Annotated in this window: 19 protein-coding genes; 3 read left to right on the top strand and 16 right to left on the bottom strand. The window is 55.6% G+C overall.

Annotated elements, in window-relative coordinates:
* Positions 1 to 6: 6 nt before the first annotated feature.
* From rplW to KK925_RS06195, 8 genes are all read right to left on the bottom strand, one after another.
* Positions 7 to 294 (bottom strand): 50S ribosomal protein L23, encoded by a 288-nt coding sequence (rplW, locus tag KK925_RS06230; RefSeq protein WP_174582042.1) that lies wholly within the window; start codon positions 292 to 294, stop codon positions 7 to 9.
* Positions 291 to 917, bottom strand: a complete 627-nt coding sequence (rplD, locus tag KK925_RS06225; protein ID WP_214096353.1) for a 50S ribosomal protein L4 — start codon at positions 915 to 917, stop codon at positions 291 to 293. Before rplD ends, rplW begins: the two co-directional genes overlap by 4 nt.
* A gap of 7 nt (positions 918 to 924) precedes the next feature.
* Positions 925 to 1,593, bottom strand: coding sequence for a 50S ribosomal protein L3 (rplC, locus tag KK925_RS06220; protein WP_174582041.1), 669 nt, complete (start codon positions 1,591 to 1,593; stop codon positions 925 to 927).
* Between the two features lie 21 nt (positions 1,594 to 1,614).
* Entirely contained in the window at positions 1,615 to 1,926 is a 312-nt protein-coding gene (gene rpsJ, locus KK925_RS06215; RefSeq protein ID WP_174582040.1) for a 30S ribosomal protein S10, read from the bottom strand.
* Between the two features lie 78 nt (positions 1,927 to 2,004).
* Positions 2,005 to 4,176, bottom strand: coding sequence for an elongation factor G (fusA, locus tag KK925_RS06210; protein WP_174582039.1), 2,172 nt, complete (start codon positions 4,174 to 4,176; stop codon positions 2,005 to 2,007).
* A gap of 56 nt (positions 4,177 to 4,232) precedes the next feature.
* Entirely contained in the window at positions 4,233 to 4,706 is a 474-nt protein-coding gene (gene rpsG, locus KK925_RS06205; protein WP_174582038.1) for a 30S ribosomal protein S7, read from the bottom strand.
* 125 nt (positions 4,707 to 4,831) lie between these two features.
* Positions 4,832 to 5,269 (bottom strand): 30S ribosomal protein S12, encoded by a 438-nt coding sequence (gene rpsL, locus KK925_RS06200; protein WP_174582147.1) that lies wholly within the window; start codon positions 5,267 to 5,269, stop codon positions 4,832 to 4,834.
* A gap of 581 nt (positions 5,270 to 5,850) precedes the next feature.
* Positions 5,851 to 6,720 (bottom strand): diacylglycerol/lipid kinase family protein, encoded by an 870-nt coding sequence (locus KK925_RS06195; RefSeq protein ID WP_214096352.1) that lies wholly within the window; start codon positions 6,718 to 6,720, stop codon positions 5,851 to 5,853.
* Positions 6,721 to 6,860: 140 nt separating this feature from the next.
* Here KK925_RS06195 and rsmD point away from each other — a divergent pair, with 140 nt between their 5' ends.
* Entirely contained in the window at positions 6,861 to 7,451 is a 591-nt protein-coding gene (gene rsmD, locus KK925_RS06190) for a 16S rRNA (guanine(966)-N(2))-methyltransferase RsmD (protein ID WP_174582037.1), read from the top strand.
* Positions 7,452 to 7,769: 318 nt separating this feature from the next.
* Here the strand turns inward: rsmD and purQ are convergent, their stop codons facing one another.
* The 7 genes from purQ to KK925_RS06155 all read right to left on the bottom strand — a co-directional run bounded on the left by purQ (position 7,770) and on the right by KK925_RS06155 (position 14,599).
* Positions 7,770 to 8,552, bottom strand: a complete 783-nt coding sequence (gene purQ / locus KK925_RS06185; protein WP_174582036.1) for a phosphoribosylformylglycinamidine synthase subunit PurQ — start codon at positions 8,550 to 8,552, stop codon at positions 7,770 to 7,772.
* Between the two features lie 24 nt (positions 8,553 to 8,576).
* Entirely contained in the window at positions 8,577 to 8,822 is a 246-nt protein-coding gene (gene purS / locus KK925_RS06180; RefSeq protein ID WP_174582035.1) for a phosphoribosylformylglycinamidine synthase subunit PurS, read from the bottom strand.
* Positions 8,823 to 8,892: 70 nt separating this feature from the next.
* On the bottom strand, positions 8,893 to 10,206 hold the full coding sequence (gene purB / locus KK925_RS06175) for an adenylosuccinate lyase (RefSeq protein WP_174582145.1): 1,314 nt from the start codon (positions 10,204 to 10,206) through the stop codon (positions 8,893 to 8,895).
* 109 nt (positions 10,207 to 10,315) lie between these two features.
* Positions 10,316 to 10,561 carry a hypothetical protein gene (locus tag KK925_RS06170; protein WP_174582034.1) on the bottom strand — a complete coding sequence of 82 codons (246 nt, stop codon included), beginning with the start codon at positions 10,559 to 10,561 and terminating at the stop codon, positions 10,316 to 10,318.
* Positions 10,562 to 10,616: 55 nt separating this feature from the next.
* A complete protein-coding gene (pyrE, locus tag KK925_RS06165; RefSeq protein WP_174582033.1) occupies positions 10,617 to 11,201 on the bottom strand; it encodes an orotate phosphoribosyltransferase in 585 nt (194 codons plus the stop codon).
* 179 nt (positions 11,202 to 11,380) lie between these two features.
* Positions 11,381 to 11,620, bottom strand: a complete 240-nt coding sequence (locus KK925_RS06160) for a hypothetical protein (protein ID WP_174582032.1) — start codon at positions 11,618 to 11,620, stop codon at positions 11,381 to 11,383.
* Between the two features lie 492 nt (positions 11,621 to 12,112).
* Positions 12,113 to 14,599, bottom strand: coding sequence for a glycogen/starch/alpha-glucan phosphorylase (locus tag KK925_RS06155; RefSeq protein WP_174582031.1), 2,487 nt, complete (start codon positions 14,597 to 14,599; stop codon positions 12,113 to 12,115).
* Between the two features lie 169 nt (positions 14,600 to 14,768).
* Between KK925_RS06155 and KK925_RS06150 the strand changes: the two genes are divergently transcribed.
* Positions 14,769 to 15,200, top strand: a complete 432-nt coding sequence (locus KK925_RS06150) for a hypothetical protein (protein ID WP_214096350.1) — start codon at positions 14,769 to 14,771, stop codon at positions 15,198 to 15,200.
* Positions 15,201 to 15,558: 358 nt separating this feature from the next.
* Here the strand turns inward: KK925_RS06150 and KK925_RS06145 are convergent, their stop codons facing one another.
* A complete protein-coding gene (locus KK925_RS06145) occupies positions 15,559 to 15,945 on the bottom strand; it encodes an NADH-quinone oxidoreductase subunit A (protein ID WP_174582029.1) in 387 nt (128 codons plus the stop codon).
* 197 nt (positions 15,946 to 16,142) lie between these two features.
* On the opposite strand from KK925_RS06145, the gene KK925_RS06140 reads away from it, so the two are divergent.
* A complete protein-coding gene (locus tag KK925_RS06140; RefSeq protein WP_174582144.1) occupies positions 16,143 to 16,439 on the top strand; it encodes a cupin domain-containing protein in 297 nt (98 codons plus the stop codon).
* Positions 16,440 to 16,499: the final 60 nt, after the last annotated feature.

The following is a 16,499-nucleotide window of genomic DNA, read 5'->3' as shown; positions in this document are numbered from 1 at the left end:
TTTCGCTTAAACGCCAAAGTCAAGCTTTTCCCCTTCGGCCAGGGTAACGATGGCTTTCTTCACTTTGGGCCCGTACGTGTACTTCCCCCAGCGAGAACGATATTTTTTGGGATGGGTCGCCAGGGTCCGCACTTTGACCACCTTCTTTTTCCAAATCTTCTCTACAGCCTTGCGGATCTCAATCTTGTTAGCGTCCCTAGCAACTTCAAAGACGTACTGGTTTTGCTTCTCGGAAAGGAAGGTCCCCTTTTCGGTAATCCTTGGAGAAAGAATAATCTGGTAAACATCTCTCATGACGCTCGCGCCCCCAGTCGAGTCCCCATCTCTTCCAACGCCGCACGCGTGATCACAATCGTTTCCGTTGTCAAAAGGTCCTCCGCGTTGGCCCGGCGGCTCGTGCAGACCAGAAGCTCCGGGTGATTTCTTGCCGCCAGCAAAAGGTTCCGATCTGGCTCCTTGACGATCAAAAGAGCCGGCAGCTTCACCCCTAGCGTCGAAAGAAATCCAACGAGCTTTTTCGTTTTGGGTTCCTCCAGCCGGATCTCTTCTTCCAGCATCCAAACCGCTCCCTCTTTCACCCTTTCCGAAAACGCTTTGACTAGAGCCAGCCTTCGCACCTTTTTCGGTAACCTCTGGTCAAACTCCCGCGGCTGCGGGCCAAACACAACTCCGCCCCCTCGCCAGATCGGGGAAGAAACGTACCCAGCCCGGGCACGGCCGGTTCCCTTCTGCGCCCAAGGCTTTCTTCCGGACTTTTTCACGGTTCCCTTCGTCTTGGTAGCACGGGTTCCCTGACGCCGATTTGCCTGGTACGCAACAATGGCGTCATGCAGAGCCTGCGTCGCAGAACCATCCCGGATGAGCCGCACCCCGGTAAGGGTTTCTGCCTCAGCAAGATCCAGTCGGATAGCGCTCACTGGCTCCTCACCTCGCTTCGGCTGGTGCGGCAAGAGCCGCACTGGCTCCCCGTTTGACCGCGGGCCGTACCAGCACCATCCCTCCCACAGGCCCCGGCACCGCTCCCCGCACGGCTAATAAGTGATCCTCCGGCCATACCCCTGCCACGACCAGGTTCTGGACCGTCACTCGATCCCCTCCCAACCGGCCCGGCATACCCTGGTTCTTAAAGATTCTGCCCGGCGTAGAACGCTGGCCGACGGCTCCTACCCGCCGGTGCATCTTTGACCCGTGGGCCGCTCCCTGCCCCGCAAAATGGTGCTTCTTCATGACTCCCTGAAATCCTTTGCCTTTCGAAATTCCGATAACGTCGACCCATTGCCCGGGGCGAAACTGGGCCACCGTCAGTGCCTCGCCCACCTGGCAGGAGACAGAGCCCGGCAGCCGAATCTCCCGCAGGTACCGGAACATGGGCAGCCCCCGTTTTTCCAGATGTCCGCGCTCGGGCTTCGTTAATCGTTTCGGGGTGGTCCGCTCCAACCCCACCTGCAACGCCCAGTACCCGTCCTTATCCGGAGTTCGGACGGTCACCACCACGTTCGGCTCCGCTCGAATGACGGTCACAGGCAAAAGCCTCCCCTCCGCGTCATAGAGCTGGGTCATCCCCACTTTTCGCCCATAAATTCCCACGACCATGACTCCTTCCCGTCCTACCCCTTACACCCTTACGCGGATATCGACCCCGGCCGGAAGGTTGAGCTTCTTTAACTCGTCCACCGTCCGTGCCGTCGGCTCGATAATATCGATCAAACGCTTGTGGGTTCGGATCTCAAACTGGTCCATGCTTTTTTTATCGACATGCGGCGAGCGGTTCACCGTAAACCGCTCAATTCGAGTCGGCAACGGGATTGGCCCTGAGACCGCAGAACCAGTCCGCCGAGCCGTTTCGGCAATCTCCGCCGCCGCTCGATCCAACAACCGGTGATCAAACGATTTGAGCCGAATCCGAATCCGCGTAGCTGGTGCCATCGTTTCTTTTTCCTTATCCTTCCCTTTGCCGACCCATGACCTGGCAAGCTTACCCCGAGAAACCTTTTTTGCCGCCTCTTAACCCTTTCCCTGTTTGGTCAGTGCCGCCACGATCGACGCAGGAACCTCTTCAAACCGACAGGGTTCCATCGAATAGGACGCTCTTCCCTTGGACATGGAACGCAGGTCGTTCACATACCCGAACATTTCGGCCAAGGGAACCTCAGCCAAAATCACCGACCCGGTCGGCTTGGTTTCAACATGCAAAATCCGACCCCTTCGACGCGTTAAATCGCCCAAAATATCACCTTGAAACTCGTTCGGTGTGGTCACCTCTACCTTCATAATCGGTTCCAAAACGATCGGGCTGGCTTTCTTTAACGCGTCTTTCACCGCAAAGATGGCCGCCATCTTAAAGGCCAACTCGCTCGAATCCACCTCGTGGTAGGAACCGTCCAGGATGGTAACCTTAAGATCCGTTACCGGACTCCCAAGAACGACCCCTGATTGCAGCGCCTCTTGAATCCCCTTGTAGCAAGCCGGGATATATTCCTTGGGAATATTTCCCCCCACCACCTTGCTTTCCATTTCAATTCCTTTGCCCCGCGGCAAAGGCTCCACTTCCAAAATCACATGCCCATACTGCCCACGACCACCCGTTTGCTTGATGAGCTTGCCTTCCCCTCCCGATTTTCGGGTAATCGTTTCCCGGTAAGCAATTTGAGGAGCTCCCGCGTTGGTCGGAACACCGAACTCCCGAAGGAGTCGATCCCGGATAATCTCCAGGTGCAGCTCTCCCATCCCAGAAATGATCACCTCTCCAGTTTCCTCATCCGTCCCCACCCGGAACGTCGGATCTTCCTCCATCAGGCGCTGAAGCCCTGCCACCATCTTTTCTCGGTCCGCTTTGGTTTTCGGTTCCACCGCCATCGAAAGAACCGGCTCCGGGAAACTCGGCGGCTCGAGAATCACCTCAAAGTTCTCTTCCACCAGGGTATCGCCCGTGGTCACCTCCCGCACCCCAACCAAAGCAGCGATATCGCCCGAAAAAATTTCCGCAATATCCTCACGCTTATCCGCTTGCGTCTGCAGAATCCGGGAAACTCGTTCCCGTTTTCGAGTCCGGGGATTGTAGACCGTATCCCCCCGCTCCAAATGCCCGCTATACACCCGGCAGTAAACCAGCTTCCCAACAAAGGGATCCGTCCATATCTTAAAGGCAATCCCACAAAACGGCCCACGATCATCCGGATACACACAAACCTCTTCCCCCGTTTCCGGATGCTGGCCCCGCGCCGGATCAATGTCTAACGGGCTGGGCAGGTAATCAACAATCGCATCCAAAAGACTCTGGACCCCCTTGTTGCGAAAGGCCGATCCCGCTACCACGGGAACAAACTGGTTCCGGACCGTCAGCCTCCGAATGGCGAGTTTTATCTGGAGCGGGGTCGGATCCTTTTCTTCCAGATAAAGACTGGCCATTTCGTCATCCAGCTCAGCCAAAGCCTCAATGAGCTCCCTGCGCGCGATCTGGGCTTCCTTACGAAGCTCTTCTGGAATTTCCGAAATTTCGTAGGTGGAACCCAACCGGTCGTGATCCGAATAGACAATGGCTCGCTGGTTAATCACATCGATTTGCCCGCGGAATCGATCCTCCTTCCCCAAGGGCAGAAGCACGGGCCACGCATTGGCCCCTAAGCGTTCCCGAATCTCCCGAACGGCACGATCAAAATCCGCCCCAACCCGGTCCATTTTGTTAATGAACGCAATTCGCGGAACCTTATACTTATTGGCTTGTCGCCAAACGGTCTCCGACTGGGGCTGAACACCCGCGACCCCGCAAAATACCGCAATGGCGCCATCGAGAACCCGAAGCGAGCGTTCCACCTCCGCCGTGAAGTCCACATGACCGGGGGTGTCGATGATATTGATACGAAACTTTTCTCCGGGGAACACCTTCACGAGATCCCCTTCCGGTTTCTCGGGCCAAAAGCACGTAATGGCCGCCGATGTGATGGTGATCCCTCGTTCCCGTTCCTGCTCCATCCAATCCGTGACCGTCGTCCCCTCATGAACCTCTCCCATCCGGTGGATCGTTCCCGTGTAAAACAAGATCCGCTCCGTTAGGGTCGTCTTTCCTGCATCAATGTGGGCACAAATCCCGATATTGCGCGTCCGCTCCAACGGATACGGCCGTTTTGGAGAATTTTTTTGAGAAAACTGGATCTCTGCTTCGGTTGCGGTAGCCATAACTTCTCTCCCTAACTTACCTTACCCTTCCTTCTCCTTACCATTCTCTCCCTTTCCTAGAATCTCAAGTGCGCAAACGCGCGATTGGCATGGGCCATCCGGTGGACCTCATCACGCCGGCGCACCGCATTTCCCGTCCCCAGCGCTGCATCCTTCAGCTCCTGAGCAAGAGCCTCGCGCATGGGCAAGCCCTTCTTCCGCTTAGCAAACCCCACAATCCATCTCAAGGCCAAGGAGACCTGCCGGTCCGGAGGGACCTCGACAGGAACCTGGTAGGTTGCCCCACCCACCCGGCGGGACTTGCACTCCAGCTTGGGCTTAACATTGTCGATCGCTTTTTCCAAAATCTCTAAAGGATCGGCTTCCTTTCGGCCCTCGTTGGCCCGTTCAATGGCGTAGTAAACGATCTTTTCCGCCTTGGGTTTTTTCCCCTCCCGCATGACCGTGTTAATCAAACGGGTAACCAGCACCGACCCGTATCGTGGATCGGGGAGTAACACACGCTTTTCTGCTCTATGTCGTCGAGCCATCCTCTACCCCTCTACCCAAAACATTCGCTTCTCGCCCACTTGCTTCGATCCGCTTCTTTTCCCTTCTTTTCGTCAAGAAATCTTTTTTTCTGGAAAACGAAGGGTTCTCACCAAACCTCCCGGCCTCACTTCTTCTTTTTCCCTTCCGCAGCCAGCGCTTGAGCTTTTTCCTTTGGCCTTTTCACACCGTATTTACTTCGTGAAACCATCCGGTTCATCTTATTGGTATTACTAGGACCCACTGCCCCAGCAGCGTCCAGTGCCCCACGAACGATGTGGTACCGGACACCCGGAAGGTCCTTCACTCGGCCCCCGCGAACGAGCACAATCGAATGCTCCTGGAGGTTGTGTCCCTCGCCAGGAATATAGGCAATGACTTCCTTCCCATTGGTCAGGCGCACCTTGGCCACCTTGCGAAGGGCCGAATTGGGCTTTTTCGGGGTCCGGGTCATGACCTGGATACAAACCCCTCGCCTCTGGGGACAGCCGTCCAGAGCCGGAGAACGCGTCCTTTTTAAGAGCTTCTCCCTCCCCTTGCGTACCAGCTGGTTGATGGTAGGCATAGCCGTTCCTTGAGTTACGACTCCTTCTTTTTTTGCCCCGTACTGCCCGGAGCAGATTAAGAGTAATGCCAGAACTAAAAGATTTCGCAAGGGGTTTTGCCCGGCGCTCTTTGTTGCGGACTTTGAGAGCACCCCGCTCAAGGCTCCCTTTTAAGGGAAAAGGCCAAGTTTTCCCTGTTGCTTTACCGGCACCGCAAGTGGGCTAGGCAAGTGGGCTGAGGGAGCCCTCCTCGTCCACCCCCAACAAAAGCCGGATCCTTCGAAGGGGAAAAAAATAGCCCTTGACGTGCAGGGTTCTCTTTCCTCAAGCCCAGGGCCACAAGCTTCCAGACAGCCCAGTCCCAAGGAGAGTCCCACAAAGAACCGCCCCGGGCATCGCCGGTCTTTCTCCCCTAGGTGGGGGTCACCCACGACAGCGCCAGAAGAGCTCCCGTGACGGATTTTTGCCGTAAAAACCCGCGAGTCCAACCGCGCCGGGAGAAGAACGGAGGGGAGAAAATGACCAAAGGTAAAGTCTCTTTCGCTTTGCCCCCCGATAGCTCCAAGGAGCCCACGAATTCCTCCGCTTTTCTCTTTTCTCGCTATCGCGCGCCCACACGGACCTGGAGAGACGAGGGGAGTACCTCCACGCGGCACGGCAAACTCCCCGCCACCTCCCCATCCACTTGATAGGGGACTTCCCCGTGACTGGCCACCCGAAGATCCCTGCACGGGAAATAGGAGACCCCGCGCACGTGAGGATGGCGCCCGCTCAGCACGCCAGAGGCATATCGCAAAAGCGGCCAAAAATCCGCCTTCTCAAAAAGGCAGACATCCAGAACGCCATCGTCGGGCCGAGCGGTGGGAAAAACCCGGAAGGGCCCTCCGTAGAACCGCCCGTTTCCCACAAGAAGGAAAGCACCTTGCCCTCTCACCCGGCCACAGGATTCGATAACCAGGGTTGGGCAGCGTCGCTCCAGGGAAATCCTAATCGCGTGCACCACGTAGCTCGCAGGGCCGAAGGTGCGACGAAAGGGCGCCGATGTTCTCTGCAGAGCCTGAGCGTCCAGGCCAGCTCCAAACATTTGGACGAAATACCGCCCGTTGGCTCTCCCCAGGTCAAGCCTCCGCGTGGTTCCTTGGCGGACTACCTTCCAAGCGACCTCTAGCTGGCGAGGAATCCCAAGCTCCCAGGCTACCACGTTTACAGTGCCTAGGGGAAGGACACCGAGCACCACCGGGTTACCGGCAACGCCGTTAACCACCTCATTGACAGTACCGTCTCCGCCGGCAGCCACGATGAGGGGGTACCCCTCCTCAACGGCAAGCTTTGCTAAAGAGCGAGCGTCACCTGTCTTTTCCGTGCAATAGATTTGCGCCTCCGGCGCTATCGTTTGAAGCCTCCGGTACAGCCGGCCTGCCTTCTGGCCCCGGGCGGCCGGGTTAAAAATGATACAAACAGGCTCGATCACGGTTGGGCCGGGAGGAACGTGCCCCCAAAACACACGCGTGTCTAGAACGAGAGAAACCTTGATTGACCAATCATTACGTTAGCCACAAACCAACTTCTGTGCCAATATGCTCGCTACCGGGACAACAAACGCGGCAAAAAATGGCGATCCGTATTATTGCCGGCGTCGCACGGGGGCGATTGCTGGAAGTTCCCCGCAGAATGACCTTACGTCCCGCCTCCTCCCGATTAAAAGTGGCCCTTTTTTCCCACCTGGCAGAGCGAATCCCAGAGGCCAAGGTGCTGGACCTTTTTGCAGGCACCGGAGCCTACGGGATCGAAGCTCTTAGCCGGGGCGCAAGGGAAGCTACCTTCGTTGACACCCAGCCGGAGGCGGTTCGCTGTATCCAAAGAAATCTCCAATCCCTGGGCTTTGCGGCACAAGCCAGGGTGGTTCGGGCTTCTGCCCAAATTTTCCTGCAAAAAGACGGAAATCGGTACGACCTCATTTTTGCTGGGCCTCCTTACCAGAAGAAGCACCTTCGCGTTGACGAAATACCGCTCCTTTCGGCGGTGGCCCAGCGACTCTCTCCGCAAGGGCTATTTATTTGGGAATTTTGCCGGTGGAACGAGGTCGTTCTCCCTAGCCTCTGGCAGATCTCTTGGGAGAAGGCTTTTGGAGAAACCCGAGTTTGGGTTCTTCGCTTGACGGGCGCTCCGGAGAAGCGGCTTTCGGAACCCCCTGGTACATAACCTGCTTCGCTCGTTGTACGTGAGGCAGTCAAGGTCAAAAACCACCTTCAGCCGCCGGTCGCGACTGGGATTTGTCCGCACGGCGTCCCGAAAAGGCAAAAGGGATCAACGAGTTTCGAGTAACCTTTTTCTCTTCTGGACGCATGCTAGCGGTCCTTTTCCTCGAAAAGCAGGCCGGTACAACGAATAGGATCGGCTCCCCACAAGCCGTCATACCAATGCCCCGGGAGACCACATAGCTTGCGTGTGTTCGCACGCGTTACCATCAGGGAAGTCGGCGGGCCCAAACGGGCCACTTGGCCCGGAACACGAGTCAACTTACCGCCCACCCCGACTTTGAGATCCACCGACCGTTTGCCCGCCCCCCAAAAGGGCTTCCTTCTCCATGAGGGCAGCTTCACGGGTTGGCTGTCGTCTCCACCATTCTATCATGGAAGCGAAAAGCTTGCGCCCGTCCTCAGAACCCAAAAGCTCCTCACAAGCGCGTTCCGGATGAGGCATAAGACCGGCTACATTCCCCGAAGCGTTGCAAACCCCCGCAATCGCATCCACGGAACCATTGGGATTCCAGCTCTCCGAGACTTCGCCGGAAGGAGCACAGTACCGAAAGAGAATCTGCCGTTGTGCACGAAGCTCCTCTAAGAGGGCTGGCCCAACGTAATACCTCCCCTGGCCATGAGCGATCGGCATCCGAATCACTTCCCCCGGGGAGTAAAGACAGCTAAAGGGTGTGCGAGTATTTTCGACCCGCAACCAGACAGGCCGGCAACGAAAGCGCAGTCCTACATTGGGAAGGAGGGCGCCTGGGAGAAGGCGGGCTTCACAAAGGATTTGGAAACCATTGCAAATCCCTAAGACAAGCTTCCCTTCTTCGGCCGCCCGAATCACGCTCTTTAGGATCGGGGAAAACCGGGCGATTGCGCCGCATCGAAGGTAATCTCCGTAAGAAAATCCCCCGGGCAAAATGACTGCATCGGCCCCGTGAAGATCTTCCTCTTCATGCCACAGGTAGAAAACGTCCTGGGAAAGAATCGCTCCTAACGCATAGTAACAATCCCGGTCGCAGTTGGATCCCGGAAACCGCACGATGCCCCATCGCATAAGAGCCTCTTTTTTGGCACTTGCTTAAGCCTGGGCGATAGGCTCTTCCAAAACGTATTCCTCGATGATCGGGTTGACCAAAAGTTCCTGGCAAGCCTGCTGGAGCCTCCTGTGGCACTCCTCCTTGTTCCCTTGAGCAAACTCTACCTCGATGCATTTGCCGACCCGTACGGAACGGATTTCGGAAAAACCCAGCGTGTGAAGGGCTCGCTGGATAGCTTCCCCTTGGGGATCCAAAAGTTCTTTTTTCGGAAGAACGACGACGCGCATCTTCAAGGTTCCTCTGCCTCCTCTAGGCTAGCTTTCGACTTTTTGTTTTTCCGGTTTGCCTGTAGAATCGCTAGGAACAATTTTCGCCCTCCAGCTCTAACCCGGCCCGCTGGAAAACGGCCGGCACATGCCGGAGATACCCCTCAAGCGAACCAAGCTTTTGTAGCTGAGCTTCCGATAACCATTTGCTCATGACCGGATCTTGGCTTGCCGCTAACCAGAACGGCTGTCCGGAACTATCTGAAGTAAAAGCCACCCTTTGCACGATCTCATAGGCCTCTTTTCGAGAAAGTCCCCGCTGGACAAGCTCCAAAAGCAACGCTTCGGACGCGTATCGACCCTGGGACCTTTCCAGATTTTCCTTCATCCGCTGAGGATCCACTCGCACGGTACGGGCCAAGCTAGCGAACTCCCCGAGCATAAAATCGAGAAGAATCATCCCGTCGGGAAATATGATCCGCTCGACGCTCGAATGACTGATATCCCGCTCATGCCATAGGGGAACATTTTCCCAAGCCGCTACCGCATATCCTCGCAAAAGGCGCGCTAGCCCACACAACCTTTCCAATCGCACGGGGTTTTGCTTGTGAGGCATCGCGCTTGATCCCTTTTGCCCAGGGGCAAACGACTCAAGCACCTCCTTTACTTCCGTCCGATGAAGGTGACGAAGCTCCATCGCCCATCGCTCCACCGTGCTCGCTACCGTCGCAAGGACACTCATGCACAACGCATGCCGATCCCTCGGCACCACCTGGGAGGAAGCTCCGTAACGCAGGCCGAGCCGCTCGCATACCTTTTTTTCGACCTCCGGATCGATGTGAACATAGGTACCCACCGCTCCGGAGATTTTTCCCACCGAGACCTCCTCTTTCGCCCATTGCAGGCGCCTTTCTGCCCGACCAAACTCGTCGTAACAGAGAGCCCATTTGACCCCTAAGGTGATCGGCTCTGCATGGACACCGTGCGTACGGCCGATCATCGGAGTCCAAGCGTAGGTGCGCGCTTGAAAGCCTACGACCTCCCGGATCTCCCGCACGTCCCGGAGGAGAATTTCCAAGCTGTCCCGCAGCTGCAAGGCAAGGGCGGTGTCCACTATATCTGAAGAAGTCACGCCATAGTGGATCCACCGACCCGCAGGTCCTACGGAACGGGCTACCACTTCCACAAACGCTAGAACGTCGTGCCGTGTCTCTCTTTCCCTTTGCTCGATCTCCTCGAGCGTGTAGCGTGCCCGGGATGCAATCTCCTGGACGTCCTCCTGGGGAATGACCCCCTGTTCTGCTAGAACCTGAGCCACGCAAAGCTCAACCTGCCACCAGCGTTCCAGCCGGGCCTGTTCCGTCCAAAGAGAGCGCATCGGTTCACGGCTGTAACGCTCGATCATCTCATCCTCCCAGTGGCTTTCTACGGACACAAGAGAAAGGGACCGGGTGCCATCAACGTCTTGGTTCCTTCTTTCGGAAAATGCCTTTTTTCCCTTCTGGAAGCTCCTCTCATTGGAGGAGTTCTTCCAACACGGTTTCTGATTCCCATTTCTCTCCTAGAAGCTTCCACCACCTACGGTCTTTCTCAAAACGAGGCAAGATCCCTTTTTTGTCACCCATTTCTCGCGTCAGAACAGTTGGGACAATCCCCCTGCCCTGCCAAGGGAAGTTTCTTCCAGAAACATACGATTGCGCCTCATCCCAAAAAAAGCCGACTTCGCCGTACCCGCCGGCTGCCTTGTCGTACCAACGCATCCATCGCCAAGAATCCCCCGCCACGTGCGGACACTGTGAACAAAAAGACCCTATTCTATCGACTGCCAGGCTTAACCGCGGGGATCTTTTGTAAATCTTTCGGTAATTCGCCCGGCGGATAGACTTCGATCGGCAGGCGGAGGAGCGAAAAGATGGGCACCCCCAGCTCTAACGGAGTTACGCTTCGATCGACCAGGCAAGCAACAGCCAGGGGTTCTGCATGGGCTTCCTCAACCGCCTGGAGAGTTTCTCGGACGGCACTACCCGTCGTAATCACATCCTCGGCAACCAGAACCTTTTCTTTTGGAGAAAGAAAAAAACGCCGCAGTCGAAGTTTTCCTCCTTCTTTTTCCGTAAAAAAATGGCGAACGCGCAAAATTCGAGCTAGTTCGTGACCCACCAGGATACCCCCGTAGGCTGCAGAAACCACGCAATCAAAGGAGTGAAACGGGAGTTTTTCCGCGAGCTTTTCTGAAAGTTCCTGAGCAATCCAGGGGTATTGAAGCACGCGAGCACACTGGACAAAGACCCGGGAATGTAAACCGGATCGAAGGATAAAGTGACCCTCAAGAAGGGCTCCGGTTTCCCGCAGGATGGCAAGGACCGAAGCGTCCGATTGGGAAATGTTCTGCTCGCTCATGATCACGACCTTCGGAGAAGTTTAGGTTTCCTAGGGGAGCCCGCCGGAAACTTGCTCCGCGTTTTTGTTCGAGTCGAGCGATTTCGCAAGGAAAAGCCGCGGCAAAAATCCTAGATCCAAAAAAGAAAGGGTCCGCCCGTTTCCACCTTACGCTGTCTTATTCCTTCCTTTTACCTTTCCTAAAACCATAGACAACCATTGCCCGTACCAAGCAGCGTCCATCGTTGGAAAAACCAATCCGGATCTTCTGCTCGTAGCGGTTCCAGCGGGATCTGGCAACCGGTTCGGGCCTGCACACACGATCGCTCCCTTGCGATTTTTCGTTTATCACCCTCGATCCATCCTCGAAGGCCTCCAGGCACCGTGTCCCCTTTGTTTTGACTCGAGTACGCCCACAGCCAATCCCTGGAGAGATCCATTGCGCCCCCTTCCCCGCCATAGGTTTCTCCAGGGAGCTAACCATGGGAAAAAAAGCGCCTCGTGATCGCGCTTACGGCTCCTCACAACCGCTTTTCCAAGCCCCAACACAAAAGGTTAGACGCCCACAGGCCCATTCCCTTGACGTACAACACCTTTTTGTCGATGGGGGCTACCGGTTCTAGCGCGTAACGAACGAAAAAAGATTGTTACCTTTGCCCGATGTCTCCCGAAACTCGATCATCCAAAGGCGCAAAAATTTTCTCCATCGCGTTGCTAAGCCATGGCTTGAGTCTCCCTTCCCAGACGGTCAGCCTTTATTGCTAGAGCCCCTCGGAGGTCCCTTTTTGCAGGCACCTTCTTCTGTCCTAGACCAAGGTCCTGGTCCGGGGTCGATAACACCGAATCTGTTCCGCGTAGGCGCAGAGCGCTAGGGGTCTTTTTTGCAACAAAAAGACCTTAGTCGGCCTGGCAGGAAAGCTTGGACAACTCTTCTATCTTTTCTCCCGGTTGGCACAAGCTAATGGGCTAAGTCGCCAGAGTCGGGTCGCATACTCCCTTGCCACCCGGTCGCTCGAAAAACGGCCCATGCGAGCCGTGTTAAGGATTGCCATTTTCGCCCAGCGGCGCCGGTTAAAAAAGGCGACATCCACCTCTTGCTGGCGTTCCCAGTAAGGGCGAAAATCGGCCAACACAAAGAAGCGATCTCCTTCCTCGAAAAGCGCTTTGCGGAGCGGCTCTAAAGCCTGGGGGGATTCATTCCCTAGACACTCCTGGGAAAAGAGCCAGTCAATGGCTCTTCGAAGGAGAGGATCCTTTTCATACCACTCTTTCGGCTGGTATCCTTTCCGACGAAGCTCTTGGAGCTCTTCGACGGTATGCCCGAAAGAAAAGAAATTTTCCTCTCCCACCTCTTCCCGGATTTCAACATTGGCTCCATCCAACGTCCCGATCGTCAGAGCCCCGTTTAAGGCAAACTTCATGTTTCCCGTCCCAGAGGCCTCGGTGCCTGCCGTAGAGATCTGTTCGGAGAGATCCGCCGCGGCGATCAGCCGACAAGCCACGTCTACCGAGTAATTGGGCACAAAGAGAACTTGCAACTTGTTTTTCACCACAGGATCCGAATTGACTCGCGCGGCCACGGCGTGGATTGCTTTGATGATTCGCTTGGCGACGTCGTACCCGGGAGCTGCCTTGCCTGCAAAAACAAAGACCCTGGGCGGGACGTTGAGTTGCGGCCGCTCCCGTAACACAAGATAGAGAGCTACAATGCGCAAAAGGTTTAAGTGCTGCCGTTTGTACTCATGAATCCTTTTGGCCTGTACATCGAAAAGGGAGTGTGGATCTACACTTCCCAGTCCCCGCTGCAGAAGCCAATTGGATAGTTCCACCTTGTTGGCTTCTTTGACAGCAAGGTAGGCGGCTTGAAAGCCGGAATCCTCCGCGAGCTCTTCCAATCCGCGGAGCTTCTCAAGATCCCGAACCCACTCTCCCCCTACCGCACGGTTGAGAAGCCCGGCCAGCCGCGGGTTGGCCATCAAAAGAAAGGTTCGTGGAGAAATCCCGTTGGTAACGCTTGTAAACTTATCCGGCCAAAGTTCCGCAAAAGGGGCAAAAAACCGAGAACGCAAAAGTTCAGAATGGAGACGGGAGACACCATTAACGGTCCGGCTGGCCATAACCGCAAGGTTGGCCATCCGCACGCTCTTAGGCGTGGTTTCTTCAATAAGGGAAAGTGTCGTTTTTTTGTCCCCGTCACCGGGGAAACGTTTCTCGGCCCACTCCATGAGCCGGTGGTTCAAGGCGTAGAGGATCTCCAGATGCCGGGGAAGGACTTTCTGCAACAGGGGCACGGGCCACTTTTCCAATCCCTCCGGCATAAGCGTGTGATTGGTGTAGGAAAAGGTTTCTGAAACAAGCTCCCAGGCTCGATCCCAAGGGAGCTCTTGTTCATCCACGAGGATGCGCATAAGCTCCACAATGGCCAGCGACGGATGGGTATCATTGAGGTGAATCACGACTTTCTTCGGGAAATCCTCCCAACGCGTATTTTCCCTCCAAAAACGGCGCAGGATGTCCCGAAGCGAGCACGCAACGAAAAAGTACTGCTGGACGAGACGCAATTCTTTCCCCGCCTCGGTCTTGTCATTGGGATAGAGGACCTTGGAAATCGATTCGCAGAACGTTTTTTCGCGAACGGCCTCAAAGTATCCTCCCCGGTTGAAAGCTTCCAAATCCAGCTCTCGAGAAGAACGAGACATCCACAGGCGCAAGAAATTGACGGTTTGAGTTCCATAACCCGGCAAAAGGATATCGACGGGAATGCCTACGACTTCGGTTGTTGCAATCCACTGGGCAGGGTCGGTGGGCAAACCGGAGCGTTTGAGTTCCCCGTACAGGGAAACTTTTTGGGCAAGTTCTGGTCGAGAAATCTCCCAGGGATGCCCCAGCTCTCGCCACTCGTCGGGACGTTCTACTTGGTATCCCTGGACGATTTCTTGATGGAAGAGGCCAAACTGGTAGAGAATCCCATAGCCGACGGCCGGGTAATCAAGGGTGGCGAGCGAGTCTAAAATACAGCTGGCTAATCTCCCAAGCCCCCCGTTCCCCAGACCCATTTCTCGCTCAACCTCAGCGATTCTTTCCAGCTCAAGTCCCAGTTCCTGCAAGGCTTGCCGGCACTCTTCGGTAATCCCTAGGCAAGCAAGATTGTGAAGGAGAAGCCGTCCCATGAGATACTCCATGGACAAGTAATAAACACGCCGAGCTCGGTGGTATTCCTGGGTTTGAAAGGTTTCTAAGCGTCGTTCCACCATGAGGTCACGAGTAACAAGGCACGTAGCGTACCACCAATCCCGCAACGTCGCGTTGGAAGGTTGCTTGGCTAGGTCGTATTTGAGGTGAAGCTCAATGGCTTCCCGGAGAGCCGATGGCGTAGGAGGTCTTCCGGCCCTGATGGATGGAAAGGGAGTGTAAACCATAGGGTACAAGGTTACCCTTTAGAAAGGGGGCAAGAATCCAACATACGAACACCGTAATAGTATAACATTTTTTATCCAAGCCAGGGGGCTTCCGCCCCCTCCCATCCCTTTTGTTTCTCAAAAAAACACCGGCAACGAAAAACAGTTGTTGGATGAGTAATCCTCCAGTATGCTTTTTATCGTAATGACGGTGCAGTCCCGCGTCCTCGGATTTTTGCAACAGGCTAAGCATGAGCTCTGGCTAGCCAAACGGGAGTGGGGAGCATCGGAAGAATCGGCTGCGCTGGTTTGTGCACACTGCTCGCGAGCGCTTCAATATTATCTGCGGGCCCTTCTTCTTGCCCACCGCCGCAAACTCCCCGCCGAGATCCTGGAGGAAGAACTGGTCGAAGAAGCTTGTGAAGAATTGCCAGAGCTCTTTCCACTTCGCGAAAGTCTTCGCGCGCTGGTGTGCCGCCCGGAGGGCTCTCCTTGGGAAGAGGAAGACCCTCTGCCGGGGGATGCCGGGGAGTCCTTACGGCTGGTAGAAGAGATAGCCAAACCGATCGGAAGAGATATCTTCCACTGCCTTTCCGTTGCCTCGGTCTCCAAAGCCCAGTAGCCCCTCGGCGAGACCCCTTGCAACAGAGGGAAGCTCACCCACCCGTACCCGGGGTATTCCCAGGAGATACCGGTAACGGTTGGTCGCACCCCCCCGAAATAGTTCGAATGACAAGAAAGGCTAGCCGAAAAGGGAAACATGGCGGTAGAAACCGGGGGAAGTAGCCTTTAAAAAAGGGCCCGAGAAACCTTTTTTGGCCAGGCCACTAGCTTGGTAAGCAGGTCATTGCCGCCGCGCAAAAAAGCGGCCCTGCCCGGTGTTTCCGTCTGGGAATCACTCCCCCAAAGCGGCCCAGCAAAAGAATGTGCGATCGAAAGACGACCCTCTCCCAGCTTCCCTTGGCTCCCCAACACATCGTCTATCGAGTCCAATCGAGCACTTTTTGCCGCAATTCGTAAAGGAGGCCAACCAAAAGGAGAAGACCAAAGAAGACCATGCCCCAAAGAACTGCGGGATTCTCTCCAATTTCCCGCCGGTAAACGACGGCCCACACGAAAAAGAAGACCGTTTCAATATCGAAAAGAATAAAGAGGACCGCCACCGTGTGGAACTGGATCGTCATCCTTGGACTCAAAGGTCCCTCGGCAGGTTTGCCGCATTCGTAGGGACTTTCCTTGGCAGGATTGGGCGCGCGCCGCGGGCCCAAGAAAAGAGGCAGGGCGACCATGGAAAGCGTAATGAAAAGGGCAATGACGACCTGCAAGAGGATGGGATAATAGGCTGGCACCGCTGGAGACGGGCTCATGTTGCAAACCCTTACCGGACGGAGGCACGTCACGCAAGCTCTTCCCAAGTTTTTGCAGCAAAAAATTCCCGTCTGGACCCATGTATCTTCGGCCCAGGGAAAGAGAAAAAGCGTTGAAAAGAGAAGTTCACCTCGGTTTTTTCTTTCCCCCTAAAGAAAAGTCGCGTTATGGGATCCCCATGAGCAAGGGAGTCGCCATGAAAATCCAGGTCCAATCCCATCCCCCCAAAGAGAAACTCGAAGCTCTCCAGGTGGACCAGTGGCCCATCTGGACCAAGGAACCCTCCCGTTTTCCGTGGCATTATGACTCCTCCGAAACCTGCTACATCCTGGAAGGTGAAGCCCTGGTCACCCCCTTGGGAGCCAACGAATCTGTGCGAATAAGGGAAGGCGACCTTGTCCATTTCCCGGCGGGCCTTTCGTGTCACTGGGAGGTGGTTCGACCCATCCGAAAGCGCTACCGTTTGGGAGCTTCCCCGGCGCAGGAACCCTAGTCCGCAACATAGACAGCCCGTCCCCCCACGATGGACTTGTTCTATCGTTAGCGTTACGGG

The sequence above is a fragment of the Candidatus Methylacidithermus pantelleriae genome (assembly GCF_905250085.1).
Taxonomy (GTDB): domain Bacteria; phylum Verrucomicrobiota; class Verrucomicrobiia; order Methylacidiphilales; family Methylacidiphilaceae; genus Methylacidithermus; species Methylacidithermus pantelleriae.
This window is presented reverse-complemented; position numbering and strand designations above follow the sequence as displayed.

Coding starts and splice junctions, on each gene's coding strand:
- fusA (WP_174582039.1), bottom strand. CDS start 4,176: ATGGCTACCGCAACCGAAGCAGAGATCCAGTTTTCTCAAAAAAATTCT.
- rsmD (WP_174582037.1), top strand. CDS start 6,861: ATGGCGATCCGTATTATTGCCGGCGTCGCACGGGGGCGATTGCTGGAA.
- KK925_RS06145 (WP_174582029.1), bottom strand. CDS start 15,945: ATGAGCCCGTCTCCAGCGGTGCCAGCCTATTATCCCATCCTCTTGCAG.
- purB (WP_174582145.1), bottom strand. CDS start 10,206: ATGATCGAGCGTTACAGCCGTGAACCGATGCGCTCTCTTTGGACGGAA.
- KK925_RS06170 (WP_174582034.1), bottom strand. CDS start 10,561: ATGCGTTGGTACGACAAGGCAGCCGGCGGGTACGGCGAAGTCGGCTTT.
- rplC (WP_174582041.1), bottom strand. CDS start 1,593: ATGGTCGTGGGAATTTATGGGCGAAAAGTGGGGATGACCCAGCTCTAT.
- rplW (WP_174582042.1), bottom strand. CDS start 294: ATGAGAGATGTTTACCAGATTATTCTTTCTCCAAGGATTACCGAAAAG.
- KK925_RS06150 (WP_214096350.1), top strand. CDS start 14,769: ATGCTTTTTATCGTAATGACGGTGCAGTCCCGCGTCCTCGGATTTTTG.
- rpsG (WP_174582038.1), bottom strand. CDS start 4,706: ATGGCTCGACGACATAGAGCAGAAAAGCGTGTGTTACTCCCCGATCCA.
- rpsJ (WP_174582040.1), bottom strand. CDS start 1,926: ATGGCACCAGCTACGCGGATTCGGATTCGGCTCAAATCGTTTGATCAC.
- pyrE (WP_174582033.1), bottom strand. CDS start 11,201: ATGAGCGAGCAGAACATTTCCCAATCGGACGCTTCGGTCCTTGCCATC.
- purS (WP_174582035.1), bottom strand. CDS start 8,822: ATGCGCGTCGTCGTTCTTCCGAAAAAAGAACTTTTGGATCCCCAAGGG.
- rpsL (WP_174582147.1), bottom strand. CDS start 5,269: ATGCCTACCATCAACCAGCTGGTACGCAAGGGGAGGGAGAAGCTCTTA.
- KK925_RS06160 (WP_174582032.1), bottom strand. CDS start 11,620: ATGGATCTCTCCAGGGATTGGCTGTGGGCGTACTCGAGTCAAAACAAA.
- KK925_RS06140 (WP_174582144.1), top strand. CDS start 16,143: ATGAAAATCCAGGTCCAATCCCATCCCCCCAAAGAGAAACTCGAAGCT.
- KK925_RS06155 (WP_174582031.1), bottom strand. CDS start 14,599: ATGGTTTACACTCCCTTTCCATCCATCAGGGCCGGAAGACCTCCTACG.
- purQ (WP_174582036.1), bottom strand. CDS start 8,552: ATGCGATGGGGCATCGTGCGGTTTCCGGGATCCAACTGCGACCGGGAT.